This window comes from Sphingorhabdus rigui (assembly GCF_014196595.1).
GTDB lineage: Bacteria > Pseudomonadota > Alphaproteobacteria > Sphingomonadales > Sphingomonadaceae > Sphingorhabdus_B > Sphingorhabdus_B rigui.
This window is the reverse complement of sequence record NZ_JACIEA010000001.1, coordinates 79,474-100,552: the sequence shown is the minus strand read 5'-3', so window position 1 is coordinate 100,552 and position 21,079 is coordinate 79,474. Positions and strand designations below refer to the sequence as shown.

General features: G+C 57.1%; 24 protein-coding genes. 7 read left to right on the top strand and 17 right to left on the bottom strand.

Annotated elements, in window-relative coordinates; translation table 11 throughout:
* Positions 1–83: 83 nt before the first annotated feature.
* On the bottom strand, positions 84–509 hold the full coding sequence (locus GGR91_RS00470; protein WP_246336986.1) for a hypothetical protein: 426 nt from the start codon (positions 507–509) through the stop codon (positions 84–86).
* Between the two features lie 61 nt (positions 510–570).
* Positions 571–2,064: a hypothetical protein gene (locus GGR91_RS00465; protein WP_183939028.1), complete on the bottom strand. Its 1,494-nt coding sequence runs from the start codon at positions 2,062–2,064 to the stop codon at positions 571–573.
* Positions 2,065–2,136: 72 nt separating this feature from the next.
* Between GGR91_RS00465 and GGR91_RS00460 the strand changes: the two genes are divergently transcribed.
* Positions 2,137–3,330 (top strand): CaiB/BaiF CoA transferase family protein, encoded by a 1,194-nt coding sequence (locus tag GGR91_RS00460; RefSeq protein WP_183939026.1) that lies wholly within the window; start codon positions 2,137–2,139, stop codon positions 3,328–3,330.
* A gap of 21 nt (positions 3,331–3,351) precedes the next feature.
* Here the strand turns inward: GGR91_RS00460 and GGR91_RS00455 are convergent, their stop codons facing one another.
* The 13 genes from GGR91_RS00455 to GGR91_RS00395 all read right to left on the bottom strand — a co-directional run bounded on the left by GGR91_RS00455 (position 3,352) and on the right by GGR91_RS00395 (position 15,998).
* Entirely contained in the window at positions 3,352–3,999 is a 648-nt protein-coding gene (locus tag GGR91_RS00455; RefSeq protein ID WP_246336985.1) for a TetR family transcriptional regulator, read from the bottom strand.
* Positions 4,000–4,018: 19 nt separating this feature from the next.
* Positions 4,019–4,891: a crotonase/enoyl-CoA hydratase family protein gene (locus tag GGR91_RS00450; protein ID WP_183939024.1), complete on the bottom strand. Its 873-nt coding sequence runs from the start codon at positions 4,889–4,891 to the stop codon at positions 4,019–4,021.
* A 4-nt stretch (positions 4,892–4,895) separates the two neighbouring features.
* Positions 4,896–5,678 carry an SDR family NAD(P)-dependent oxidoreductase gene (locus GGR91_RS00445; RefSeq protein ID WP_183939022.1) on the bottom strand — a complete coding sequence of 261 codons (783 nt, stop codon included), beginning with the start codon at positions 5,676–5,678 and terminating at the stop codon, positions 4,896–4,898.
* Positions 5,679–5,794: 116 nt separating this feature from the next.
* On the bottom strand, positions 5,795–6,964 hold the full coding sequence (locus GGR91_RS00440; protein ID WP_183939020.1) for an acetyl-CoA C-acetyltransferase: 1,170 nt from the start codon (positions 6,962–6,964) through the stop codon (positions 5,795–5,797).
* A gap of 182 nt (positions 6,965–7,146) precedes the next feature.
* Positions 7,147–8,568 (bottom strand): aldehyde dehydrogenase family protein, encoded by a 1,422-nt coding sequence (locus GGR91_RS00435; RefSeq protein WP_183939018.1) that lies wholly within the window; start codon positions 8,566–8,568, stop codon positions 7,147–7,149.
* An 18-nt stretch (positions 8,569–8,586) separates the two neighbouring features.
* A complete protein-coding gene (locus tag GGR91_RS00430) occupies positions 8,587–9,873 on the bottom strand; it encodes a cytochrome P450 (protein ID WP_183939016.1) in 1,287 nt (428 codons plus the stop codon).
* The gene (locus GGR91_RS00425; protein ID WP_183939014.1) at positions 9,870–11,396 is read right to left on the bottom strand and encodes an acyl-CoA synthetase; all 1,527 of its coding nucleotides are present in this window, start codon (positions 11,394–11,396) and stop codon (positions 9,870–9,872) included. Before GGR91_RS00425 ends, GGR91_RS00430 begins: the two co-directional genes overlap by 4 nt.
* A gap of 1 nt (position 11,397) precedes the next feature.
* The gene (locus tag GGR91_RS00420) at positions 11,398–12,156 is read right to left on the bottom strand and encodes a crotonase/enoyl-CoA hydratase family protein (RefSeq protein WP_183939012.1); all 759 of its coding nucleotides are present in this window, start codon (positions 12,154–12,156) and stop codon (positions 11,398–11,400) included.
* 44 nt (positions 12,157–12,200) lie between these two features.
* A complete protein-coding gene (locus GGR91_RS00415) occupies positions 12,201–13,412 on the bottom strand; it encodes an acyl-CoA dehydrogenase family protein (RefSeq protein WP_183939010.1) in 1,212 nt (403 codons plus the stop codon).
* Positions 13,413–13,493: 81 nt separating this feature from the next.
* A complete protein-coding gene (locus GGR91_RS00410) occupies positions 13,494–14,627 on the bottom strand; it encodes a GNAT family N-acetyltransferase (protein ID WP_183939009.1) in 1,134 nt (377 codons plus the stop codon).
* Positions 14,627–15,091: a RidA family protein gene (locus GGR91_RS00405; protein WP_183939007.1), complete on the bottom strand. Its 465-nt coding sequence runs from the start codon at positions 15,089–15,091 to the stop codon at positions 14,627–14,629. Before GGR91_RS00405 ends, GGR91_RS00410 begins: the two co-directional genes overlap by 1 nt.
* A complete protein-coding gene (locus tag GGR91_RS00400) occupies positions 15,088–15,732 on the bottom strand; it encodes an HAD family hydrolase (protein WP_183939005.1) in 645 nt (214 codons plus the stop codon). The genes GGR91_RS00405 and GGR91_RS00400 overlap by 4 nt, the downstream gene beginning before the upstream one ends.
* Positions 15,729–15,998 (bottom strand): DUF3572 family protein, encoded by a 270-nt coding sequence (locus GGR91_RS00395; protein WP_246336984.1) that lies wholly within the window; start codon positions 15,996–15,998, stop codon positions 15,729–15,731. The genes GGR91_RS00400 and GGR91_RS00395 overlap by 4 nt, the downstream gene beginning before the upstream one ends.
* Positions 15,999–16,051: 53 nt before the next feature.
* Here GGR91_RS00395 and GGR91_RS00390 point away from each other — a divergent pair, with 53 nt between their 5' ends.
* Positions 16,052–16,417: a response regulator gene (locus tag GGR91_RS00390; protein ID WP_183939003.1), complete on the top strand. Its 366-nt coding sequence runs from the start codon at positions 16,052–16,054 to the stop codon at positions 16,415–16,417.
* An 88-nt stretch (positions 16,418–16,505) separates the two neighbouring features.
* On the opposite strand, the gene rpmG is transcribed toward GGR91_RS00390, so the two are convergent.
* Complete coding sequence (rpmG, locus tag GGR91_RS00385) at positions 16,506–16,673, bottom strand: 50S ribosomal protein L33 (RefSeq protein ID WP_125229418.1); 168 nt, start codon at positions 16,671–16,673, stop codon at positions 16,506–16,508.
* A gap of 325 nt (positions 16,674–16,998) precedes the next feature.
* Between rpmG and GGR91_RS00380 the strand changes: the two genes are divergently transcribed.
* The gene (locus tag GGR91_RS00380) at positions 16,999–17,565 is read left to right on the top strand and encodes a TMEM165/GDT1 family protein (protein ID WP_183939001.1); all 567 of its coding nucleotides are present in this window, start codon (positions 16,999–17,001) and stop codon (positions 17,563–17,565) included.
* An 89-nt stretch (positions 17,566–17,654) separates the two neighbouring features.
* Positions 17,655–18,119 (top strand): Dps family protein, encoded by a 465-nt coding sequence (locus tag GGR91_RS00375; RefSeq protein ID WP_183938999.1) that lies wholly within the window; start codon positions 17,655–17,657, stop codon positions 18,117–18,119.
* 64 nt (positions 18,120–18,183) lie between these two features.
* Here GGR91_RS00375 and GGR91_RS11680 read toward each other — a convergent pair whose 3' ends face one another.
* On the bottom strand, positions 18,184–18,981 hold the full coding sequence (locus GGR91_RS11680) for a cold-shock protein (RefSeq protein WP_183938997.1): 798 nt from the start codon (positions 18,979–18,981) through the stop codon (positions 18,184–18,186).
* Positions 18,982–19,196: 215 nt separating this feature from the next.
* Here GGR91_RS11680 and GGR91_RS00365 point away from each other — a divergent pair, with 215 nt between their 5' ends.
* The 3 genes from GGR91_RS00365 to GGR91_RS00355 are packed head-to-tail and all read left to right on the top strand — an operon-like array spanning position 19,197 to position 21,007.
* Positions 19,197–19,814, top strand: a complete 618-nt coding sequence (locus GGR91_RS00365) for a ribonuclease D (RefSeq protein ID WP_183938995.1) — start codon at positions 19,197–19,199, stop codon at positions 19,812–19,814.
* A gap of 25 nt (positions 19,815–19,839) precedes the next feature.
* A complete protein-coding gene (locus GGR91_RS00360; RefSeq protein ID WP_183938993.1) occupies positions 19,840–20,475 on the top strand; it encodes an LPS export ABC transporter periplasmic protein LptC in 636 nt (211 codons plus the stop codon).
* Between the two features lie 7 nt (positions 20,476–20,482).
* On the top strand, positions 20,483–21,007 hold the full coding sequence (locus GGR91_RS00355) for an LptA/OstA family protein (protein ID WP_183938991.1): 525 nt from the start codon (positions 20,483–20,485) through the stop codon (positions 21,005–21,007).
* Positions 21,008–21,079: the final 72 nt, after the last annotated feature.

Sequence of the window (21,079 nt, the reverse complement as noted above, 5' to 3'; positions counted from 1 at the left end):
CAGTCCAAACGCGAAGTCGCAACCCTGCAGCTTTACCCTTATCCGCTATACCCTTTTCATGCCGTGCAACGCCCTATTGCATCCTAACCCGCAGTCTTCTCGGCGCGATAGGGCACGAAATCACCAAGGCTACAAATGCCGCCGGTCATACCGCTGGTTCGGTCCACCAAGCGGAGAATATCACCGCGACATTTCTGGCTGCCAAATTGTTCGGAGACGACGATATCACTGTCGCGGGCAAGGCCCGGACAAGGTGACCGCAAAACATTTTTGTACACAAGCCGGCCTGACACACGGTAGAGCACGATATTGTCGCTGACGCGGATCATATTGTCGGCATTGAAATCACTGATGCAGGTTAACGGTTTCCCTGCGACCTTGCCGCCAATTTCCTTCATCAACACAGCAGATTGTTTCTCGGTCAGCGGCGCGGGTGTGCGGTCGACTTGGCCGCATGCCGCAACAACCGTCACAGGCAGTATGAGGCCAGCCAGTTTGAGGATATGCATCGGTCTATCTCCTGAATTCACGTCGCGACATAATAGCCGCTAGGTATTGAACGACAGATTATCATAAAATCGTCGCCATGTGGCGTTTTTCACCCGACGTGACGTCAACGATCCTATGGCCAAGGTCGCCATCGAGCGTGCTGTCCAGCACCGCCATGGCACGGGCGCCATTTTCCATTTCAAGGATGAGCGTGGCCGGACCGAAACCGTCCTTGCCCGCGGACCGGACAAAGCTGAGTACACGGCCCTTGCCATGTGGGGCGTCATCGAGCGCGATCTGTTTCGGCACATAGCCCTTCGCCGCCTCTCCCGACCAAGCAATGTCCGGCTGCGATGCGGTGTAGATGCCGACCGCCTGTTTTGACATTACGCCGCCATTCGCAGTGACCAAAGCGGGCTTTGAACCATCTTGGCGCAGGGCATCGACCATCGCGGCGATATTATACATGCTATAGCCATTGCCGGGCCCGCCGAAAAAGCTGAGGCCACCGGTCAGCGTATAATCACCAAGCGCACGCGCCGCGTCATTCATGGTGTCAACGGCCGCAAATACGGCGCACGGAAAGCAGCTGTAAATGTCGACGGGGCCAAGGTCACTGGCCTGAATTCCGGCCTGCCCAAGTGCCGCCGGAATAGCAAAATCAAGCGCCGCCGACCGGTGAATGACACCGCGCTCTGCCAATGGTGGTTCAGCAGCTTCGGCCGCGCCGGCCAGCCAGACCCATTTGTCTTGCGGCACACCCAGATCGCGCGCCTTACCTGCGCTGGTCAGGATAATCGCACCGCCCAGATCGACCGCATCCTGTGCCACATGCCAGCGACGGTAAATGTCCGTCAGCGGATAATTGGCATTATCGTCGCTCAACATCGCTTCGGGCGCGCGAAAGCCGGGGAATTGTGCGTGGGTCCGCCCTTCCGCTTTTGCTGAAAATGCCGACCACAACGCCGCCATTTCCTGTGCATAAGCGTCGGCGTTTAATCCCAGCTCCATCCGCCGCGCATTTTCAATCAGGCTGTACGCCAGCGGCATGGAAATGATGCCATGGCGGATTTCCGTTCGGCTCAAAATCGGAAAACTGGAAAGGCGATTGTCGAACGCTATGTCCGAAGGCAAGCGCCAGTCCAACGTCACACCCGCCTTACGCGCGCGCTTCGCGGTCCCGGTGGCTTCTGCGGCCACGAGTACGGCAAGCTCACAGGTCCCGCGGCGGATATCGCCCGCCAGTTCGTTCAACATCGCCTGCGGGCTTTGGCCGCCGACATCGGCATAGATGAGGCGCGCCGCGCTGATGCCGCCGGCCGCTCCAAAAGCTTCGGGCGCATTGTCGGGCGACCCTGTGCCCAGGCTGACGCCGCTGTCTTCGAATGTGCGGATCGCGGCAATGGTGTCAATTGCCGCTGCAACCGACAGGGATTGGCCCGTATCGGTCAGTGCAACCTTGATAGCGGCGCCAGCCAATTCGCGCGGGCTTGGCCATTCGCCGGCCACTGTCTTTCGGCTGGCTTCGCCCACGCCAATAATGACCGGCGCGCTTGCATCAAAATTGCTCATCATTCACTCCCGATTATCTCTTAACTGCACGCTTAAATATGCTAGCAGTCGATGCAAGAGATAAGGAGAGCGCACATGGCGAAATGGCCGAAATTGACGTGGGACAAAGAACCAACCGGTCCGTTGAAAGGGATTAAGGTTGTCGACATGGCCACGGTTGTCCTTGGGCCTTATGCCACCGTGCAATTGGCCGACCTTGGCGCGGAGGTCATTAAAATCGAAAATAGCGAGGGCAACACACCCGGCGACTTGATGCGCCATGGCGGTGATTCGCCCAGCAAGCAGCATGGGCCCATTTTCACCGCGCTCAACCGCAACAAAAAAGCCATCAACCTCAACATCAAAAAGCCGGAGGACAAAGCCGTTCTCGAAGCGTTGTTGGAGGAGGCCGATGTCTTCATCCATAATGTCCGCATGGCAGGGGTCGAACGACTGGGTTTTGGCTATGAGGCGGTCAAGGCGATTAACCCCAATATCGTCTATGTCCACTGCGCCGGATTTGGAGCGGGCGGCGCTTATGGCGAGCGGCAGGCTTATGACGACCTGATTCAGGCGGCTTCCGGCTTTGCCGCCTTAAGCGAGCAGCGCGATGGTGGCCGCCCAACCTATTCGCCCAGCCTTGTCGCGGATAAAGTCAGCGGTCTGTTCGCGGCCAATGCAACCATGGCAGCATTGCTTGCACGTGCAGGCGGGCAAGGCGGACAATTTGTTCAGGTGCCCATGTTCGAATGCTTCACCTGGTTCAACATGGTCGAAAATCTATGGGGCGAAACCTTCATCCCCGGCAATGGCCGTATGGGCTATACGCGTTCGGTAAACCCCCGCCGGCGGCCATATCCGACCAAGGACAGCTTCATCGCGATCGTCCCCTATAATGACCGGCAATGGGCGAAGTTTTTTGAACTGGGCGGCAGGCCCAACGTGTTCGACGACCCGCGTTTCGCGACCTATCAGGAGCGTACAAAGCACACGGGCGACTTATACGCGCTGATCGAAGAAGTCAGCGCGCTGCGCACCACCGCCGAATGGCTTGACCTGTTGGCCGAGCATGACATCCCGGCGATGAAATATAACCGCATGGCGGATGTCCTCACCGATCCGCATCTGGCCGACGTCGGCTTTTTCGAAGAGCTGGAGTCGCCCGATATCGGCACATATCGATCGATGAAGCACCCGGTGCATTATGCCGGAACGCCAGCGTCCAACTATGCGCATCCGCCGATGCTGGATGCCGATGGTGATGAAATTAGGGCCGCGTTGGGGCTGTGAGGCGCGCGGCTCAGTCCAGCCCTAAACCAGCAGCCCACGCATAATCAGGTCGATGCTGTGCTCGCGATAGGCGTCGCGCATATTTTCGTTAAAATCGTCCTGATTATAACAGTGGCGCAACACCAAGCGTGACGAATAAAATCGGTCAGCTGCGCCCGTTACGGTGAAGTAGAAAAACTGCGGATCAAGCTTGCGGAATTTTCCCGCCTTTACGCCTTCGGCGATCAGCGCGTCATACACCTTTGAAATAGGCTTCAGATACAGGTCCGCGATACGGGCCGCTTCAACCGGCGCGCTGTCACGCACCATGCGCATCAACAGACGGTTCAGATAAGGGAACGCATAATATGTGTCGATGACGGCACCGATGTGGATGCGCAATTTGTCTTCCGGCGGTATGTCTTTTGCGAGCAACGCGCCAAGACTGAGAACGATATTGCCCATGTCGCGATCAAGCAGCGCCAGCATCAAGCCGTTTTTGTTGCCGAAATAATATTTGACCAATGCACTGTTCAGGCCTGCACGAAGCGACAGTTCCGATAGCGAAAGGTCGATGGTATCGCCCTCACGCATGATCTGGCTTGCCGCTTCAATAAGCTGGTCGCGCGCTTTTGCATTATCGCCCGCTTCATTCACCAGCTTTGGTCCCGTCGTGGCCATTGGTGCCATACTCCCCGTTTACGTCGGGTTACTTATAAACAGGTTCATCCCACCAAGGGAAGAAGTCCGGCATATCTGCGGAAACTTTATCGGGATAAACGGGTGGCCGCTTTTCAAGGAAGCTGGAAATGCCTTCCTTTGCGTCGCCTGAGCGTGACCGGCGGTAAATCGCACGGCTGTCAATCTGATGCGCGGCCATAGGATGTTCCGCAGCGGACAGCCGCCACAACATCGCCCGCGTGAGGGCAATCGACACTGGCGCGGTGTTGTCGGCGATTTCGCGGGCCAATGCCCGCGCTGCGTCCATCACGTCTGCAGGCGCATGAATGGAACGCACTAGCCCACCCTGAAGTGCCTCCGCCGCGTTGAAAACCCGGCCCGTCATGCACCATTCCAGCGCCTGTTGCATGCCCACCAGCCGCGGCAAGAACCAGCTTGAGGCAGCCTCCGGCACAATCCCGCGACGCGCAAAAACAAAGCCAAATCGTGCGGTGTCACTGGCCAAGCGGAAGTCCATGGGCAGTTGCATGGTCGCGCCAATGCCGACCGCAGCGCCGTTGATCGCGCCAATGACAGGCTTTTTGCATTGGAAAATCCGCAGCGTTAACCGGCCACCGGAATCGCGTACACGTTCATCGGAAAGCGTTTCGACTTCGGACCGGCTCGCGAACACGTCACCGCCACCCTCGGGTGTCAGATCGGCCCCTGCACAAAATGCACGGTCACCCGAACCCGTTACGATGACGGCGCGCACCGCATCATCCGCGTCCACCAAATCAAATGCCGCACACATTTCGCGCATCATCACATTTGTAAACGCATTCATCTTTTCGGGACGATGCATCGTGATGGTCGCAATGCCATCTGCGACATCATAAAGGATTTGGGTGAACGCGGTCATGCGATCAACGCGGTGCCATACGGATGGCGCCGTCGATGCGGACGTCTTCGCCGTTGAAATAGCCGCATTCGATCATGGTCATGGCGACCTGCGCGAACTCGTGCGGATGGCCGAGGCGTTTCGGGAATGGAACCGACGCAGCAAGCGCATCTTTCACCGCCTGAGGCGCGCCGTTCATCAATGGCGTGTTAAAGATGCCCGGCAGAATCGTGTTGACGCGAATGCCTTCGCTCATCAGGTCGCGTGCGATTGGCAAAGTCATGCCGACAACGCCGCCCTTTGATGCGGAATAGGCTGCCTGACCCATCTGGCCGTCTTCAGCGGCAACAGAGGCGGTGTTGACCATCGCGCCGCGTTCGCCATCTTCCATGGGCTCCAGCGTCAACATGCCCGCTGCCGACTTGGCGATGCAGCGGAACGTGCCGACCAAGTTGATCTGGATGATGCGGTCAAAGGCATCGAGCGGGAAATGCTTGATCGATCCGTCTTCCTTCGAACGGCTTGCGGTCTTCGCCGCGTTGCCTGTGCCGGCACAGTTGACCAAAATGCGTTCCTGACCATGCGCAGCGCGCGCCTTGGCGAAACCGGCATCGACGCTTTCATCGCTGGTCACATTGACGTTGCAAAATACACCGCCGATTTCGGCTGCAAGTGCCTCGCCCTTGTCGGCCTGCAAATCAAAGATGGCGACCTTCACACCCTTTGCGGCCAACGCGCGGGCGGTTGCCTCACCAAGGCCCGATGCGCCGCCGGTGACGACTGCTGCGACTGTTGAATCCAGTTTCATAAATACTCCTGATCGTTTTAACCGTCATGCTGAACTTGTTTCAGCATCTTACTTTTTGACGGTGGAAATTAAGACCCTGAAACAAGTTCAGGGTGACGGTAGTGGATGACTAATCGTTATACCCGCTCGATGATCGTAACGTTGGCCTGACCGCCGCCTTCACACATCGTCTGCAAACCATATTTGCCGCCACGTGCTTCAAGCGCATTCAGCAATGTCGCCATCAGCTTCGTGCCCGATGCGCCAAGCGGATGGCCCAATGCGATCGCGCCACCATGAACGTTGATTTTCGAACGGTCACCGCCGGTATGCTTCAACCAAGCGAGTGGCACAGGTGCGAACGCTTCGTTCACTTCATACAGGTCAATGTCCGACATTTTCATGCCCGAACGCTGGAACGCACGGTCGGTCGCGAACAAGGGCTCTTCCAACATGATGACGGGGTCGCCAGCGGTCACGGTCAAATTGACGATGCGCGCGCGCGGGGTGAGACCATGTTCTTTCAGCGCCTTTTCAGACACGATCAGAACGGCCGAAGCCCCATCACAAATCTGGCTGGCATTCGCAGCCGTGATGGAACCGCCTTCTTGAAGCAACTTGACGCCCGACAGGCTTTCAAAAGTTGCATCATAGCGGATGCCTTCATCGCTATTGTGGACAATCTTGCCTTCTGGCGTATCGACTTCGATGCCGACGATTTCATTGGCAAAGGCGCCATTTTGCGTCGCAGCGATAGCTTTTTGGTGGGATTCCAGCGCGAATTGGTCAAGGTCTTCGCGGGTAAAACCATATTTCTTCACGAGCATTTCAGCGCCCATGAACTGGCTGAACATGATGCCGGGATAGGCTTCTTCGAGCCGCGGGCTCTTATAGGTGCCCATGCCTTCTTTCTTGAACAGCATCGACGTCGAACCCATGGGGACACGCGTCATGCTTTCGATACCGGCGGCGAGCACAATGTCCTGCGTGCCCGACATGACGCCTTGCGCCGCGAACATCATCGATTGCTGCGATGATCCGCACTGGCGGTCGATGCTGACCGATGGGATCGAATTGGGCAGACGCGATGCCAGAACGATATTGCGGCCGACATCGCCGGCTTGTTCGCCGCCTTGCATGACGCAACCCATGATGACGTCTTCAATCGCCGCAGGATCGAAATCGTTACGGTCGGCAATGGAATCGAGCACGGCAGCGCCCAAATCGACGGGGTGAACGCCCGCAAGCTTACCACCGCGGCGGCCACCAGCGGTACGAACCGCATCCACAATATAAGCGTCTGCCATTTTCTCTCTCCTGTTGTTCAAATTTAATCAGACGATTAAACTTTGGAAGGGGAGAGTCAAGTACGATTGGCTGTGGTGTCTTAAGCAATCGTCACCCTGAACTTGTTTCAGGGTCTTACTTCGTGCGTTCCAAAGTAAGATGCTGAAACAAGTTCAGCATGACGACGCCTGGAATATATACTTTACGCCGCTTCGCGGGCGATTGTGATCACTTGCGGGTAGGTGAACTCAAGCAAACCTTCTTCGCCCAATTCCGCGCCAAAGCCGGACTGCTTATGTCCAGCAAATGGTGCATTGGGGGCAAGGTGCATGGATTCGTTAATCCACACCGTTCCGGTTTCCAGCTGCTCGGCCACTTCGACCGCAGCTTCGGGATTGCTGGTCCAGATCGAACCGGCAAGGCCGTAATCTGATGCATTGGCGCGGCTGATGACTTCGTTGATGGTCGAAAACTTCATCAATGGCATCACGGGTCCGAACTGTTCTTCGGCCACAATCCGCGCATCTTCGGGCGGGTTGTCGAGAACGGTTACAGGCACGAAATAGCCGGGGATGGATGGGTCGTGATCGCCGCCGGCGAGGAACTTATACCCCTTGTCCTTGGCATCCTGAATCAGCTCAAGCACGCGCTTATATTGCGGCTTGTTCTGAATGGGGCCAATTGCTGTGCCCTGTTCGGCGCCATCGCCAACCTTGACCACTTTGGCATAAGCCGCAATCGCGCCCGACAATTCGTCGTAAATATCTTCGTGAATGTAGATACGCTTGGCCGCGATGCAGACTTGGCCTGCATTGTAGAAGCTTGCCCAAAACAGCTTTTCAGCCACCTTGGATACATCGGCATCGGGCAAAACAATCGCCGCGTCATTACCGCCCAGTTCAAGCGTGATGCGCTTGAGATCCTTCGACGCCGATTCCATCACGCGCTTGCCCGTGGCAGTCGAACCCGTGAAGGTAATCTTGTCGATATCAGGATGCGACGTCAGCAATGGGCCCAACGCGTCGCCACCGGTGATGATGTTCAAAACGCCGGGTGGGAATACGCCCGCAACCAGTTCCGCGAGGCGCAAGGTCGCCAGCGGCGTGAATGGCGAAGGCTTCAGCACCATGGTGCAGCCGGACAAAAGCGCCGGGACAATTTTCTGGATCGCCATCAACACGGGGAAATTCCATGGCACGATGCCGCCAACCACGCCCACGGGAACGCGGCGCGTGCGGCTAAGGCGCTTGTCGCTGTCTTCCGTAATTTTCTCTTCAAGGTTCAACATCGGCAATGCGCGCGTCATGCCAACGCAGCCGGCGATCTCGCTGCCCGCCTGCATATGTGGCTTGCCCTGTTCAGACGTCAGCAAGCGCATCAGCTCGTCGCTGTTCGCTTTGATGACATCGGCCATTTTGGCGAACAAAGCGCGGCGTTCTTCAACGCTGGTTTTCTTCCAAGTCTGGAATGCGGCGCGTGCGGCGGCAACGGCCTTGTCCAAATCTGCCTGACCACAATCGGGCACTTGGCCAATGACCTGCTCGGTCGCGGGGTTTACGACATCAATCCATTTGCCGTTATCCACCAGTTCGCCGTTGATCAGATTCTTATATTGCGTGGTCATTAGAGTATCCTCTTTCGTTCAAGCTGCCACAAATCGCAGCGGTAAAGTTTTGGGGCCGCCCACAAACGTCGATTGCGATCGTTTGGGTTCGCCAGCCAGTTCAACCGAATCTACACGGTCAAGCAGTTCCTCGAATAATATCTTCATCTCTAGCCGCGCCAGATGCAAGCCCAGACATTGATGCGCGCCGGATCCAAAGGAAATGTGCCGGTTGGGACTGCGTCCCGCATCAAACCGTTCCGGGTCAGGGAACACGGATTCGTCATAATTGCCCGAGACATAGCACAGCATCAGCCAATCGCCCGCTTTCATCGGTACGCCACTGACTTCCGTGTCCGCGCCGACCGTGCGCATGAAGTGCTGAACGGGTGTCGTCCACCGTATCGCTTCTTCAATCAGACCGGGAAGTAAGGAGCGATCTGCCTTCACTTTAGCAAACTGCGCCGGGTCCTGTGCCAAGGCCCACATCGCGCCAGCCGTCGATGCCGAGGTGGTGTCATGCCCTGCCGTCGCAACGATGGTGTAATAGCCCGCGCTTTCATAGTCAGGGATAGGCATGCCATCGATGGTTCCGGTGGCGATAATCGTTGCCAGATCGTTGCGCGGATTAGCGCGGCGGTCCTGTGCCAACGCTTCAAAATAGGCGTTAAAATCAGCGACAGTCTGCGCCATAAGCTCGGTCGCTTCTTGCGGCGAGATATTGGCCGCGCGCATCCGGTTCAAATCCGGGTCCTGCCCGCCGAACAGTTCTTGCGTCAGCTTCAGCATCAACGGCTCGTCACTCTCTGGAACGCCAAGCAATTCCATCACGACATGCAAGGGATACATCGCCGCCACGTCGCGTGCAAAATCACATGTTCCGTCCATAGACAGCATCTTGTCGATGGCAGATTTCGCGATCGCCCGAATATTGCTTTCTATCGTCTTGAGATTTGCCGGCATGAACCAATCCTGCGTCAGCCGTCGGTATTTGGGATGCTCAGGCGCGTCCATTTGTACCAACGACTTCACCAGATGCGGGCTGCCCTTCATCAAATGCGCCACAAACATTTCGGCCATCAAAGGCGCAACGACGACTGTCGCGGGGTTATTCAGAAAGGTCGCATTGTCCTTGCTGATCTTCAATATGTCGGCATGGCGGGTGATGACCCAAAACGGTCGATAGCCCGGTATTTCAGCAACTGCGACGGGGGAATCCCGGCGAAGTGTGGCGAATGTATCCAGCAACGCACGCCAATTCCCGTATACAACCGGATCGACGATATGCGCCGCAAGCTCCGGTGCAATCTTGGGAATGGCGGTCATGCTTTTTGCTTTGCCCAATATTCATCGCGCAGCAGGCGCTTGTATAATTTGCCGGTATCATGGCGGGGCAGCTCTTCGCGAAAATCGATGCGGCGCGGAATTTTGACACCCGACAGCTTTTCGCGCGCATAAGCGGTCAGCTCGTCACGCAAGGCATCACCAGCGTCCGCCATATCGAGCGGTTGCACCACGGCGATAACCTCTTCACCCATTTCGTCGTGCGGACCACCAATGACCGCAACGTCGCGGACGCGCGGGTGGGCCAGCAGATGGTTTTCAATCTCCTGCGGGTAGATATTCACCCCGCCCGAAATGATCATGAAGCTTTTGCGGTCTGTGAGGTAAAGATAGCCCTCTTCATCCAGTCGGCCGACGTCGCCAAGCGTTGTCCAACCATGTTTGTTGGTCGCGCCTTTGGTTTTTTCGGGATCATTATGATAGCTGAAAGACGCAGCGCTTTCGAAGAACACGGTGCCTTCTTCGCCCACGGGAACATCATCGCCGTCCTCGTCGCATATATGCATGATGGCGTTCAATGGCCGTCCGACCGAACCCTTGTGCGTCAGCCATTCTTCGCTGGAGATAAAGGTAATCCCCTGGCCTTCCGTCCCCGCATAATATTCGCGGATGACCGGGCCCCACCAATTTATCATCGCTTCCTTGATAGGCACTGGGCACGGCGCGGCAGCGTGCACCGCGGAATCAAGGCTCGACACATCATAGGCGTTGCGGACCTCTTCGGGCAGCTTCAACATGCGCGCAAAATGCGTTGGCACCCATTGGCTGGCGCTGATCTTATATTTCTGAATGGCCGCCAGCGCTGCTTCGGGGTCGAATTTCTCCATAACGACCACGGTACCGCCCAGCCGGTGAACCGCCGCACACCACCGCAGCGGTGCCGCATGATAGAGCGGCGCTGGTGACAAATAGATGCTGTCGCCCGAAAATTTGAACGCCATCGCGGCAAGGCCGGACAATGCATTTGGTCCCGCAATGTCCGGATCATCGGGCAAGGGGAAACGTACGCCCTTGGGCTGACCAGTCGTGCCTGAACTGTACAACATGTCGGTGCCAGCACGTTCATCGGCGATAGGCGAAGTGGGCATGTCCGCAACTGCGGCTGCATAACTTTCCCAGCCGGCATGTTCCCCGCCGAGAATGAACCGCCTTACAGGGCTTTGCAGTTGATCAAGCGTCGCACCCAAATAGGGTGAAGCAAACAGCGCCTTTGAACCACTATCGTTCAAGATATAGTCGATTTCCGACGCCGTCAGACGGCAACTGATCGCGACATAAATCAGCCCCGCGCGTTGCGCACCCCAGACAAGGTCAAAAAACTCCGCGCGGTTTTCCAAACAGAACGCAACCGTGTCGCCATGTTGCAGCCCCAGGCTGCGGAACAAATGCGCGCACTGGTTGGAACGTTCGTCAAGCTGCTTATACGTTATCGTCTCGCCCGATCCCGCCATGATGACAGCAGGTTTATCGGGGAAAGCCTGTGCGTGAACGGCGGGGTGGCCCATATTATTCGCCTTGCCAGTTAGGTTTGCGTTTTTCGGCAAAGGCGAGTGCGCCCTCACGCGAGTCCTTCGACGTGAAAACGGGGCCGCAGATTTCATTCTGCTTCTTCCACATCTCCGTCGAATTCCAATCCGGACGCTCATTGATCACGCGCTTGGTCGCAATCAGCGCGAGCGGACCATTCGCTGCGACCTTGGCCGCAAGCTCAAGCGCGGCATCGATGGCGGCGCCGTCGGTGATGCGATTGACAAAACCCATCTCATAGGCCCGTTGCGCCGAGATAAAATCACCCGTCAGCGCAAGCTCCATCGCCATGCGCTTGCCGATAATCGACGGCAAGGTGAGCAAGCCGCCCGCCGCCGCAACCAGGCTGCGTTTGACTTCAGGTATGCCGAACTGTGCCTTGTCATTCGCCACCAACAGGTCGCACGCGATGGCGATTTCCATACCACCGGCCAGTGCATAGCCCTCAACCGCGCCAATCAATGGTTTTGCAGGCGGAGATTCAATGAACCCGGCAAAACCCTTACCCTTAACACTCGGCAACTCGCCGCGCAGAAAGGCCTTCAGGTCCATGCCCGAGCAGAATGTACCGCCAGCGCCCGTGATGATGCCCGCGTTCAGGCTCTTGTCGCCGTCAAGCTGCTCCATGGCCGCAGCGACGCCTTGCGCGACCGCTTGGTTGACGGCGTTCTTGGCCTCAGGCCGGTTGATGGTGATGATCAGGACGCCGTCCTGCGCTTGGGTTAGGACTTCAGACATTGCATTCCTCTCACTTCAGCAACGGATATGGTGTTTCGGCGTGCCTAACGCCCCTTGGGCAAACCAAGCACATGTTCACCGATGATATTTTTTTGGATCTGGCTGGTGCCCCCGCCGATGGTGGCGGAAAAACTGTTCAGGTAAGACCGGTGCCAATAGCCGTCATCGACCGCATTTTCGTCACCCACATAATAGCCCGCGCGCGTTCCTTGAAACTGGAGCGAGAATTCGGTGAGCTCGCGCACCAACTCGGTCCGCGCCAGCTTGTTCATGAGCGCAAGACCCATCGGACGGTCACTGGTCAGCGGCGCCATACGGCGGCGTTGGTTGTTGAGGTTCAGCGCCTGAATTTCGATCATATAATCGACCAGCCTGTCGCGCATGACGGGATCGTCGAGCACAGGCTTGCCGCCGCGCTTGGCCGAACGCGCCATATCGATGACGCCCATGACGTCCATTTCCTTGACGAAATAACCGCCGACCGGATTGACCTTCGCGCCGCGTTCATATTCAAGCGTCTTCATCGCGACCATCCAGCCCTGCCCTTCTTCGCCGACGAGGCCTGACGCTGGAATGCGGGCGTCGGTGAAGAAGCATTGGGTGAAGCCATATTCGCCCGTCAATTTCTTCAAGCGCCGGGTTTCAACGCCGGGAATCTTCATCGGCGCGAGGAAGAACGATAGCCCTGCATATTTGCTTGGCCCGTCATTCGATGTCCGCGCGAGCAGGATCATATAATCGGCGCGGTCGCCCAATGATGTCCAGATCTTCGAACCGTTGATGACATATTCATCACCATCGCGCACCGCTTTGGTCTGCGCACTGCCAAGGTCGGAACCATGCTCTGGCTCCGAAAAGCCCTGGCACCAGATTTCTTCCGCCGACAGCATGGGCTTAATGAAACGGCGCTTGTCTTCTTCGCGGCCAATGTCGAGCAGCAATGGACCCGTCCAACCGTTCGCAATCGCGTTCAGCATGATCGGCGCGTCATGGCTTTTCATGACGCGCGTGGCGATCCGTTGATATTCGGGGTGCATGCCATAGCCGCCATATTCGGTGGGCCAGGACATGCCGAAATAGCCCGCCTCATAAACCTTGCGCTGCCAGTCACGCAGAAAATCAAACTGCTGATCGGTGGAAACTTCCATGAAGGTCAGCGGCAACATAAAGCCCGGGTCGCGCACCGTGTTTTCGGCGAACCACGCATCGCACTGCTTTTCGAAATCCGCTAATTCTTGGGGACTTGGTTTGCTCATGGCTGATTCCTCTCTCGCTTATTTAATTGCGCGATTAAAGAGTCGATTGCAACAGCGAAATCCTGCCTGTTCGCGGACGACTTAGCCTTTCTTGAACGGCGCCATTTCGCCCAGAAATTCTATCTGGCGTTCCATCGCCTGACTTTCGCGGGCAAGGAAATCGGCAACGGCGGAACGAAAGCCTGCATTGGCGATATAATGCGCTGAATATGTAGGGACCGCCTCATATCCGCGGGCCAGCTTATGCTCGCCCTGCGCGCCCGCTTCAACGCGGGGCAAGCCATGCGCGATCGCGTAATCAATGGCCTGATAATAACACAACTCAAAATGCAGAAACGGCACATCGCAGGTGCAGCCCCAATAGCGGCCATAGAGGCAATCCGGGCTGACAAAGTTCAGCGCACCCGCAATCGGTCGATCACCATCATACGCAAGGAACAGCACGATGCTGTCCTGCATGCTTTCCCCGATGCGGTCGAAAAACGCGCGCGTTAGATAAGGCTGCCCCCATTTGCGCGCACCGGTATCTTGGTAAAATACCCAAAAGGCATCCCAATGATCAGGCGTAATGTCCGCGCCGTTGATTTGCGCAATGCGGACGGCGGATTGTGCAGCCGCACGCTCCTTGCGAATGGCCTTGCGCTTGCGTGACGACAATGCGGACAAGAAACCGTCAAAGTCTGCATAATCGCGGTTTTGCCAGTGAAATTGCGTGCCGATGCGCGTCAGCCATCCCGCCGCACGAAACAACTCCAGCTCGCCCTCTTCAACAAAAGTTGCATGCGCAGACGACAGGCCATTTTGGTCCACGACCGCTTCGGCAGCGGCCAATATCGCTGGCGCAAGCGCTGGATCACGCAGCAACAATCGCGGCCCCGGCACGGGCGAGAAGGGCGCGGCAATCTGCAACTTGGGATAATATTGCCCGCCCACCCGTTCAAACGCATCCGCCCAATGATGGTCGAACACATATTCGCCCTGGCTGTGGCTCTTAAGGTAGGCAGGCAGCGCAGCAGCGGGAACGCCGCCCGCATCGCGGATCATGATCGGCGCAGGCGACCAGCCCGTGCCCGGACCCACACTGCCCGATTCCTCCAACGCCGCCAAAAACGCGTGGGCCACAAACGGATTGCCCCGCGGATTCAGCGCATCCCAATGGTCCGCGGGAATATCGCTGACCTTGCTAAAGAGTTCGGCGGTGACGCCGTCGGTCATTAAGCCGCGCGAACCTTTACCACGCAGTCGATTTCGACCGTTGCATCGCGTGGCAATACCGGAACCGAGACCGCGGCACGTGCATGCTTGCCTGCGTCGCCGAACACCGCTTCCATCAGGTCCGATGCGCCATTGGCGGCTTCGGGTTGGTCGGTGAAGTCGGGGGTCGACGCAACAAAGACGCCAAGCTTGACGATGCGTTCCACGCGGTCGAGGTCGCCGCCAAGCGCGGCCTTCATCTGCGCGATCAGCATGATTCCGCACGCCTTGGCAGCGGCTTTCCCCTCTTCAAGACTGCGCGTATCGCCGACTTTTCCGGTGACAACCTTGCCATCGACAAAGGGCAACTGGCCCGAAATGAACAGCATCCCGTTTGCTTCGACCGCGGGCACATAGGATGCGACCGGCGCTGCTGGTGCAGGGAGGGTAATGCCGAGCTCGGCCAATTTTGCTTCTATCATCATGCTACCTTTTCCAAACTGGGTGCTGGCGCATTCGCAACCAGCCGTTCCCTAATCCAAACTTCCGCGTCCGCCCAACGATCCAACCGCGCATGCGCAGATTTCGAAGGCTTCACGCGATCCCACAGCAATGGCTCACCGACAAAATGCAGCCGCCAGACGTCGGGATGCTGTTCGCCAACGGACTCATGCTGATGCCCGAGATCGTCGACGAAAACGGCGACGCTGGGTTTATATGCGTCCAAAATCCGGCCAAGTGCCTCGCCCTTGCCGCCTTGGTTGCAATAGACTGGCGCGTCGATGCCCACGGCCTTCAACTGCTCGGTCCGGGGCCCGGCGCGGTGATCGAGCAAATTGGTGAGGATAACGACATCGGCATGTTCGCGCAGCCGGTTGAGGCTTTCAACCGCGCCATCAATCGCTTGCTGGCGGTGCATTTCGGTATCGAAAAAGCCGTTGAGCAGGTCCCAGACCATGCCGCGCTCAACCACCGTGCCATCATGCTTGTGACGCAGCGCCTCACCCCAATCGCCGTGGACGAGGTCAAAATGGATGTGGTGCGCATCGTCCAGCCAATCGCGGAAGGGCACGATCATGTGCAACAGCACCTCATCGCAATCGGAAATCAGCAATGGCCTACTCATGCTTCTAACTCCTGCCGTGCCTGAACAAGTAATGCCGGGGACACCCCGATGACCGCAGCGCACGCGATGAGGTCGGGCTCATAAGCTTCCAGAAAGGATAATATCGCCGCTTGCGTGCCGCGTTCGGTGATCGAACTGCGCAGCCCTTCGGGTGTCAGGCCGGTCAGCGACAAAAGCCGCTCCGCCCGTGCTTCTTCCATCAACGCCCAAGCCAAAGCCTGAAACGCCATACCCGATGCGTCTAACTTGCCATTTGTTTCATGCATGGCTTTCGCTTAAGCGAAGGCATCCACGAACGCAAAGCGAGAAAAGAGCGGTAATGTCGAAAAAGGTGATGATCGTTGAGGATAATGAGCTGAACCTCAAGCTATTCACTGACTTGCTGCGCGCCCATCAGTTTGTTGTTGAAGGTGTGCGCGACGGACGGCTGGCGCTGGAACAGGCGCGGACATTTGCGCCGGACCTTATCATCATGGACATTCAACTGCCGCATGTCAGCGGCATCGACCTGATTGAGGCGATGCAAAAGGATGTGGCGTTATCCCCAATCCCCGTGCTCGCGGTGACCGCTTATGCAGGCAAAGGCGACGAGGACCGGATCATGGCCGCAGGCGCAAAAGGCTATCTGTCAAAGCCGGTGTCAGTGATGACGTTTCTGGAGGCAGTGCGGGGAATTGTTGGATAATCGAACCCAATCGCGTGCGGGCAATGCGTGAATCAAAAAGGGCGCCCGAGGCGCCCTGATCGATAGCTTATTCAAGCAGCGCGTTGGCTTACTTGATTTTGGCTTCCTTGAACTCGACATGCTTGCGCACGACGGGGTCATATTTACGGAACGTCATCTTTTCAGTGATGTTGCGTGGATTTTTCTTGGTCACGTAGAAGAAGCCCGTGTCAGCGGTGCTGAGCAGCTTGATCTTGATCGTGGCTGGCTTCGCCATGGCCCATTCCTTTTGTTCAAATAATGTCGCAAAAAACTGCGCAGGGTTTGGCCGCGCTGTTCACAGACGCGGGCCTTTGCTGGTTTGGCGGGTGAAAGTCAAGCCCGTAACCCCAAATCAGACGTCAAAGCGGGCCAATACCCCCTGAATCGTCTCACTGCACTGGTTTCAGCATCTTCGTTTTGCCGTGCCGCCGCGTTTTCGGACGCTGGAGCGCGCTCAACATAGCCCGCTTTGATTGCCAAAACAAAAGCGATTCGCGGCGCAGTTCAGTCCACCCGCCGCACACATCCCATTTTGATCATGATGTGCTAAGGCAGAAAATATGGACACTGCCTTTACAACCTTCCTGTCTGTTTTCCTCGCCGAGATGGGCGACCGGACACAGATCCTCGCCGCCGTGCTCGCGCTGCGATATCGCAACAATAAAGCGATACTTGCCGGGCTCGCCTGTGCCACTTTGCTCAATTGCGCCATTTCGGCGGCAGGCGGATCGGTAATCGACAGCTGGATGAGCGAGCGGCTCATTCAGATGTTCGCTGGCATTGCCTATATCTTTGCAGGCGCCGGCATGCTGCTGTGGCGGCGCAATGTCGACCCGTTATCGGGGTGGAAAAGCCCGGCATTTCTGACCGCATTCTTGGGTCTGTTTATCCTGGAATTTGGCGACAAGAGCCAGTTCATCATCGCCGCGCAAAGTGCCCGCACGCCGTATTGGGGCATGGCAGCGGTCGGCGGCTTCATCGGCATCATGGCCGCCACGGTGCCCGCGGTCATCCTGCGCGCGCGGCTTGGCCAGATTGTGCCGTTGAAACCCATAAGGTGGGTCTCTGGCGCATTGTTGTTGGGATGGGGCTTTGTACTGGCCACGCAAGCCAATGGCATCAGCTAATTGCCGCTACCGCAAGCGCGGGTGCTGTAAATAGCGCGCGTCGTTCCTATATTATATTCTCCCCCACCCCCGAATGATGGAGAACTGCCATGGCACATGGTGACAATAGCAAAAAAGCGCTGGCCGATGCGTTAAATGGCCTGCTGGCCGATTATTATGCGCTCTACCTCAAGACCAAGAATTTTCATTGGCATGTGACCGGTCCGCATTTTCGCGAATATCATCTGCTGTTTGATGAACAGGCGACGGAATTGATCGCCACGACCGACCTTGTCGCCGAGCGCGTGCGCAAGTTGGGTCACGACACGCTGACGTCCATTGGCGCGATCGCCGCCAAGCAGCGGATCAATGACCATGATTCGACGACGACTGATGCACCCAAGATGCTGAAGGAACTGCACGCCGACAATGAGACGCTGATTACGGCATTGAAAGACGCCAAGAGCCTTGCGGACGAAGCGGGCGACAATGCGACCGATGGCATGCTGGACGACTGGACCGATCAGGCCGAACAGCGCGCCTGGTTCCTGGCCGCGACAATCGGTAAGGCATGATAGATACAAAAAAGGCGGGCGAAGCGTTGTGCTTCACCCGCCTTTTTGAAATTCTAAAGCGCGCTTATTCGGAAAGCGGGCCCAAGTTCGTGGCTGAATATTTGCCGCGACGATCGATTTCGATGTCAAACGCCAAACGGTCGCCCTGAGTCACTTGACCCATGCCCGAACGCTCAAGCGCAGAGATGTGCACAAACACATCTTCGCCGCCATCATCACGCTGCACAAAACCAAAACCCTTCATGTCGTTGAAGAATTTGACGGTTCCATTGGCACGTTCGCCAGTCGATTCGCGCTGCGGACCACGTGGTGCCGAATCACGGTCACCACCGCGGAAGCCACCACGGTCATCGCCACGCGGAGCGCGGTCACGATCAAATGCTGGACGATCCGGACGCGGTGCGCGCTCGGTCACTTCCATTGGCTCACCATCGATGACGAGGTCCGTTGCCGAAACCTTGCCGCCACGCTCAACGAGCGAGAATTCGAGCGGCTGGCCTTCAGCGAGACCCGTCAGGCCAGCTTGCTCAACCGCGCTGATGTGTACGAACACATCATCGGGACGACCATCGACCTGAATGAAGCCAAAGCCCTTTTGACCATTGAAAAACTTAACAATTCCTTTGCCGGAACCGATGACTTGGGCTGGCATTGGTGGGCCGCCTGGGCCACGCCGAGGTGCACCGAAGCCACCTCCGCCACCACCGCCGCCGCTATTTCCGCCGCCGTAACCGCCACCTGAGCGGCCGCCGCCAAAATCACTTTGATAGGGGGACGGTGCGCGATAACCGTCATAGCTTTCATCACCGAAACCATCTCTTTTGTCCCGGCCTTTGCCAGCACGCTTGCGATCAAAACCCATAACTTCTTACTTGCCTTCTCATCGCCCAGAACCACTATGTTATGCAGTCGAGGGCGACTGTACTGCACGTCACAAGCGCAGCCGTTGGTGATTGCGCAAGCATTTTGTATATCGCATTAAAAGGTTACGCGATAGCAAATATTGCGGCCGAAAATCGCAGGGTGCCAACTGTAGTTTCATTTGCCTTGCACAGTCGGGTGGGGCAAGGGGCTAGCATGAGCGTATATTTACACGAAGAAGACCTTCCCGCAGGCGTACTGGCCGATGGCCCTGTCGCCGTAGACACCGAAACCATGGGCCTCATCACCCCGCGTGACAGGCTGTGCTTGCTGCAGATTTCCGACGGACGCGGCGATGAACATCTGGTGCGTTTTGGCCGCAACAGTGACTTTTCTGCACCAAATTTGCGTGCCGTACTGGCCGATCCCGCCCGTTTGAAGCTGTTCCATTATGCCCGATTCGATTTGGCGGCGATTTCGCATTATTTGAACGTCGTCGCGACGCCGTTATTCTGCACCAAAATCGCCTCGCGCCTTGTTCGGACCTACACTGATCGCCACGGGCTGAAGGAACTGGTGAAGGAAATGCTGTCGACAGACATTTCCAAACAGCAGCAGTCAAGCGACTGGGGCGGCCCCATATTGTCCGAAGCGCAAAAAGATTATGCCGCCAGCGATGTGCGCTATCTGCACCGCCTGCATGCCGAATTTGTCGTGCGTTTGGAACGCGAAGGCCGCACCGATTTGGCGCAGGCCTGCTTTGACTTTCTGCCGCACCGTGCGAACCTCGACCTGTCTGGCTGGCCAGAGACCGATATATTCGGGCACAGTTAAGGTTTAATCGGGTTAGAGACATAACATGTCCGCACAGGCCGATCTTGAACGCAGTTATCGTCAACGCTGGGCATTGCCCGGTGGACGGCATGACCGCCTTATCCGCGCGATGCGTGTTGTCTTGCCGAGCATCATCGGTTTGCTTGTCGCTATATTGGCGTTCAGCCCCTTCACCGGGAAGCAGGAACTCAGCTTTGTCCTGAACAAAGACGAAGTGAATCTGTCGCGTGAGCGGTTGCGCGTTGTTGAAGCATTATATCGCGGCGAAGACAGCAAGGGCCGGCCCTTTTCGCTGCGCGCGGGTAGCGCTGTTCAGAAGACATCGGCTCAACCTGTTCTCGACATGACATCGCTGTCGGGCCGGATATCGTTGAAGGACGGCCCAGCCTCCATCATCGCACAGCGCGGCAGCTATGACCTTGGCAAGGAAACCATGCGCGTGACGGGCCCATTGGCGGTTGAATCGCCGGGCTATGACATGGTGGCCAGCAATGTGGAGCTGTCGTTGAAAGACCGGACGATGCAGAGCTTTGGACCAGTGAGCGGCCGTACAAAGGTCGGAACCTTCCATGCAGGACGATTACGCGCTGACCTGGAAACGCGCGTCGTTAAACTAGATGGCGGCGTTCGTTTGCGTATCAACCAGAATGCGATTAAGTGAGGCCGTCATGAGCAAAGCTTCTATCTCCTTTGGATTGGCCGCCGCAGTTGCTGGCATTATGATGCTGTCTTCGGCGTCGGCGCAAACTATTCGCAATCACGATAGCAACGCACCTGTCGATTTCGCTGCCGGTTCGATGGAGCTTCAGGATCGCGCAGACCGCGTTGTTCTTGCCGGCGGCGTAACTGCAACGCAGGCGGGGCTTACGCTCAAGGCAAATCGCGTGACAGCCGCCTATTCCGACAATGGCGGCGTGGATGTAAATCGCCTCGACGCCACGGGCGGCGTGACCATCACCAAAGATGATCTGCGCGCAACCAGCAACTCGGCCATATATGATCTGGACTCCAGCCTGATCACACTGATTGGCAATGTGAATCTGGTGCAAGGCAGCAACCGGCTAACCGGCGGCAGGCTTGTCATTGATCTCAATTCAGGCCGGTCAACGATCAATGGCGGTGGCCCTGCCAATACAACCAATTCGGGCGGCCGCGTTACCGGTTCGTTTAGCGTTCCACAGCGCAAAAATTAGGGGGCAGCCCCAAACAGCCTCCAAAACGGGGCAGCATAAATCATGCCAATTGCAAAATGGGTCAGCATTCAT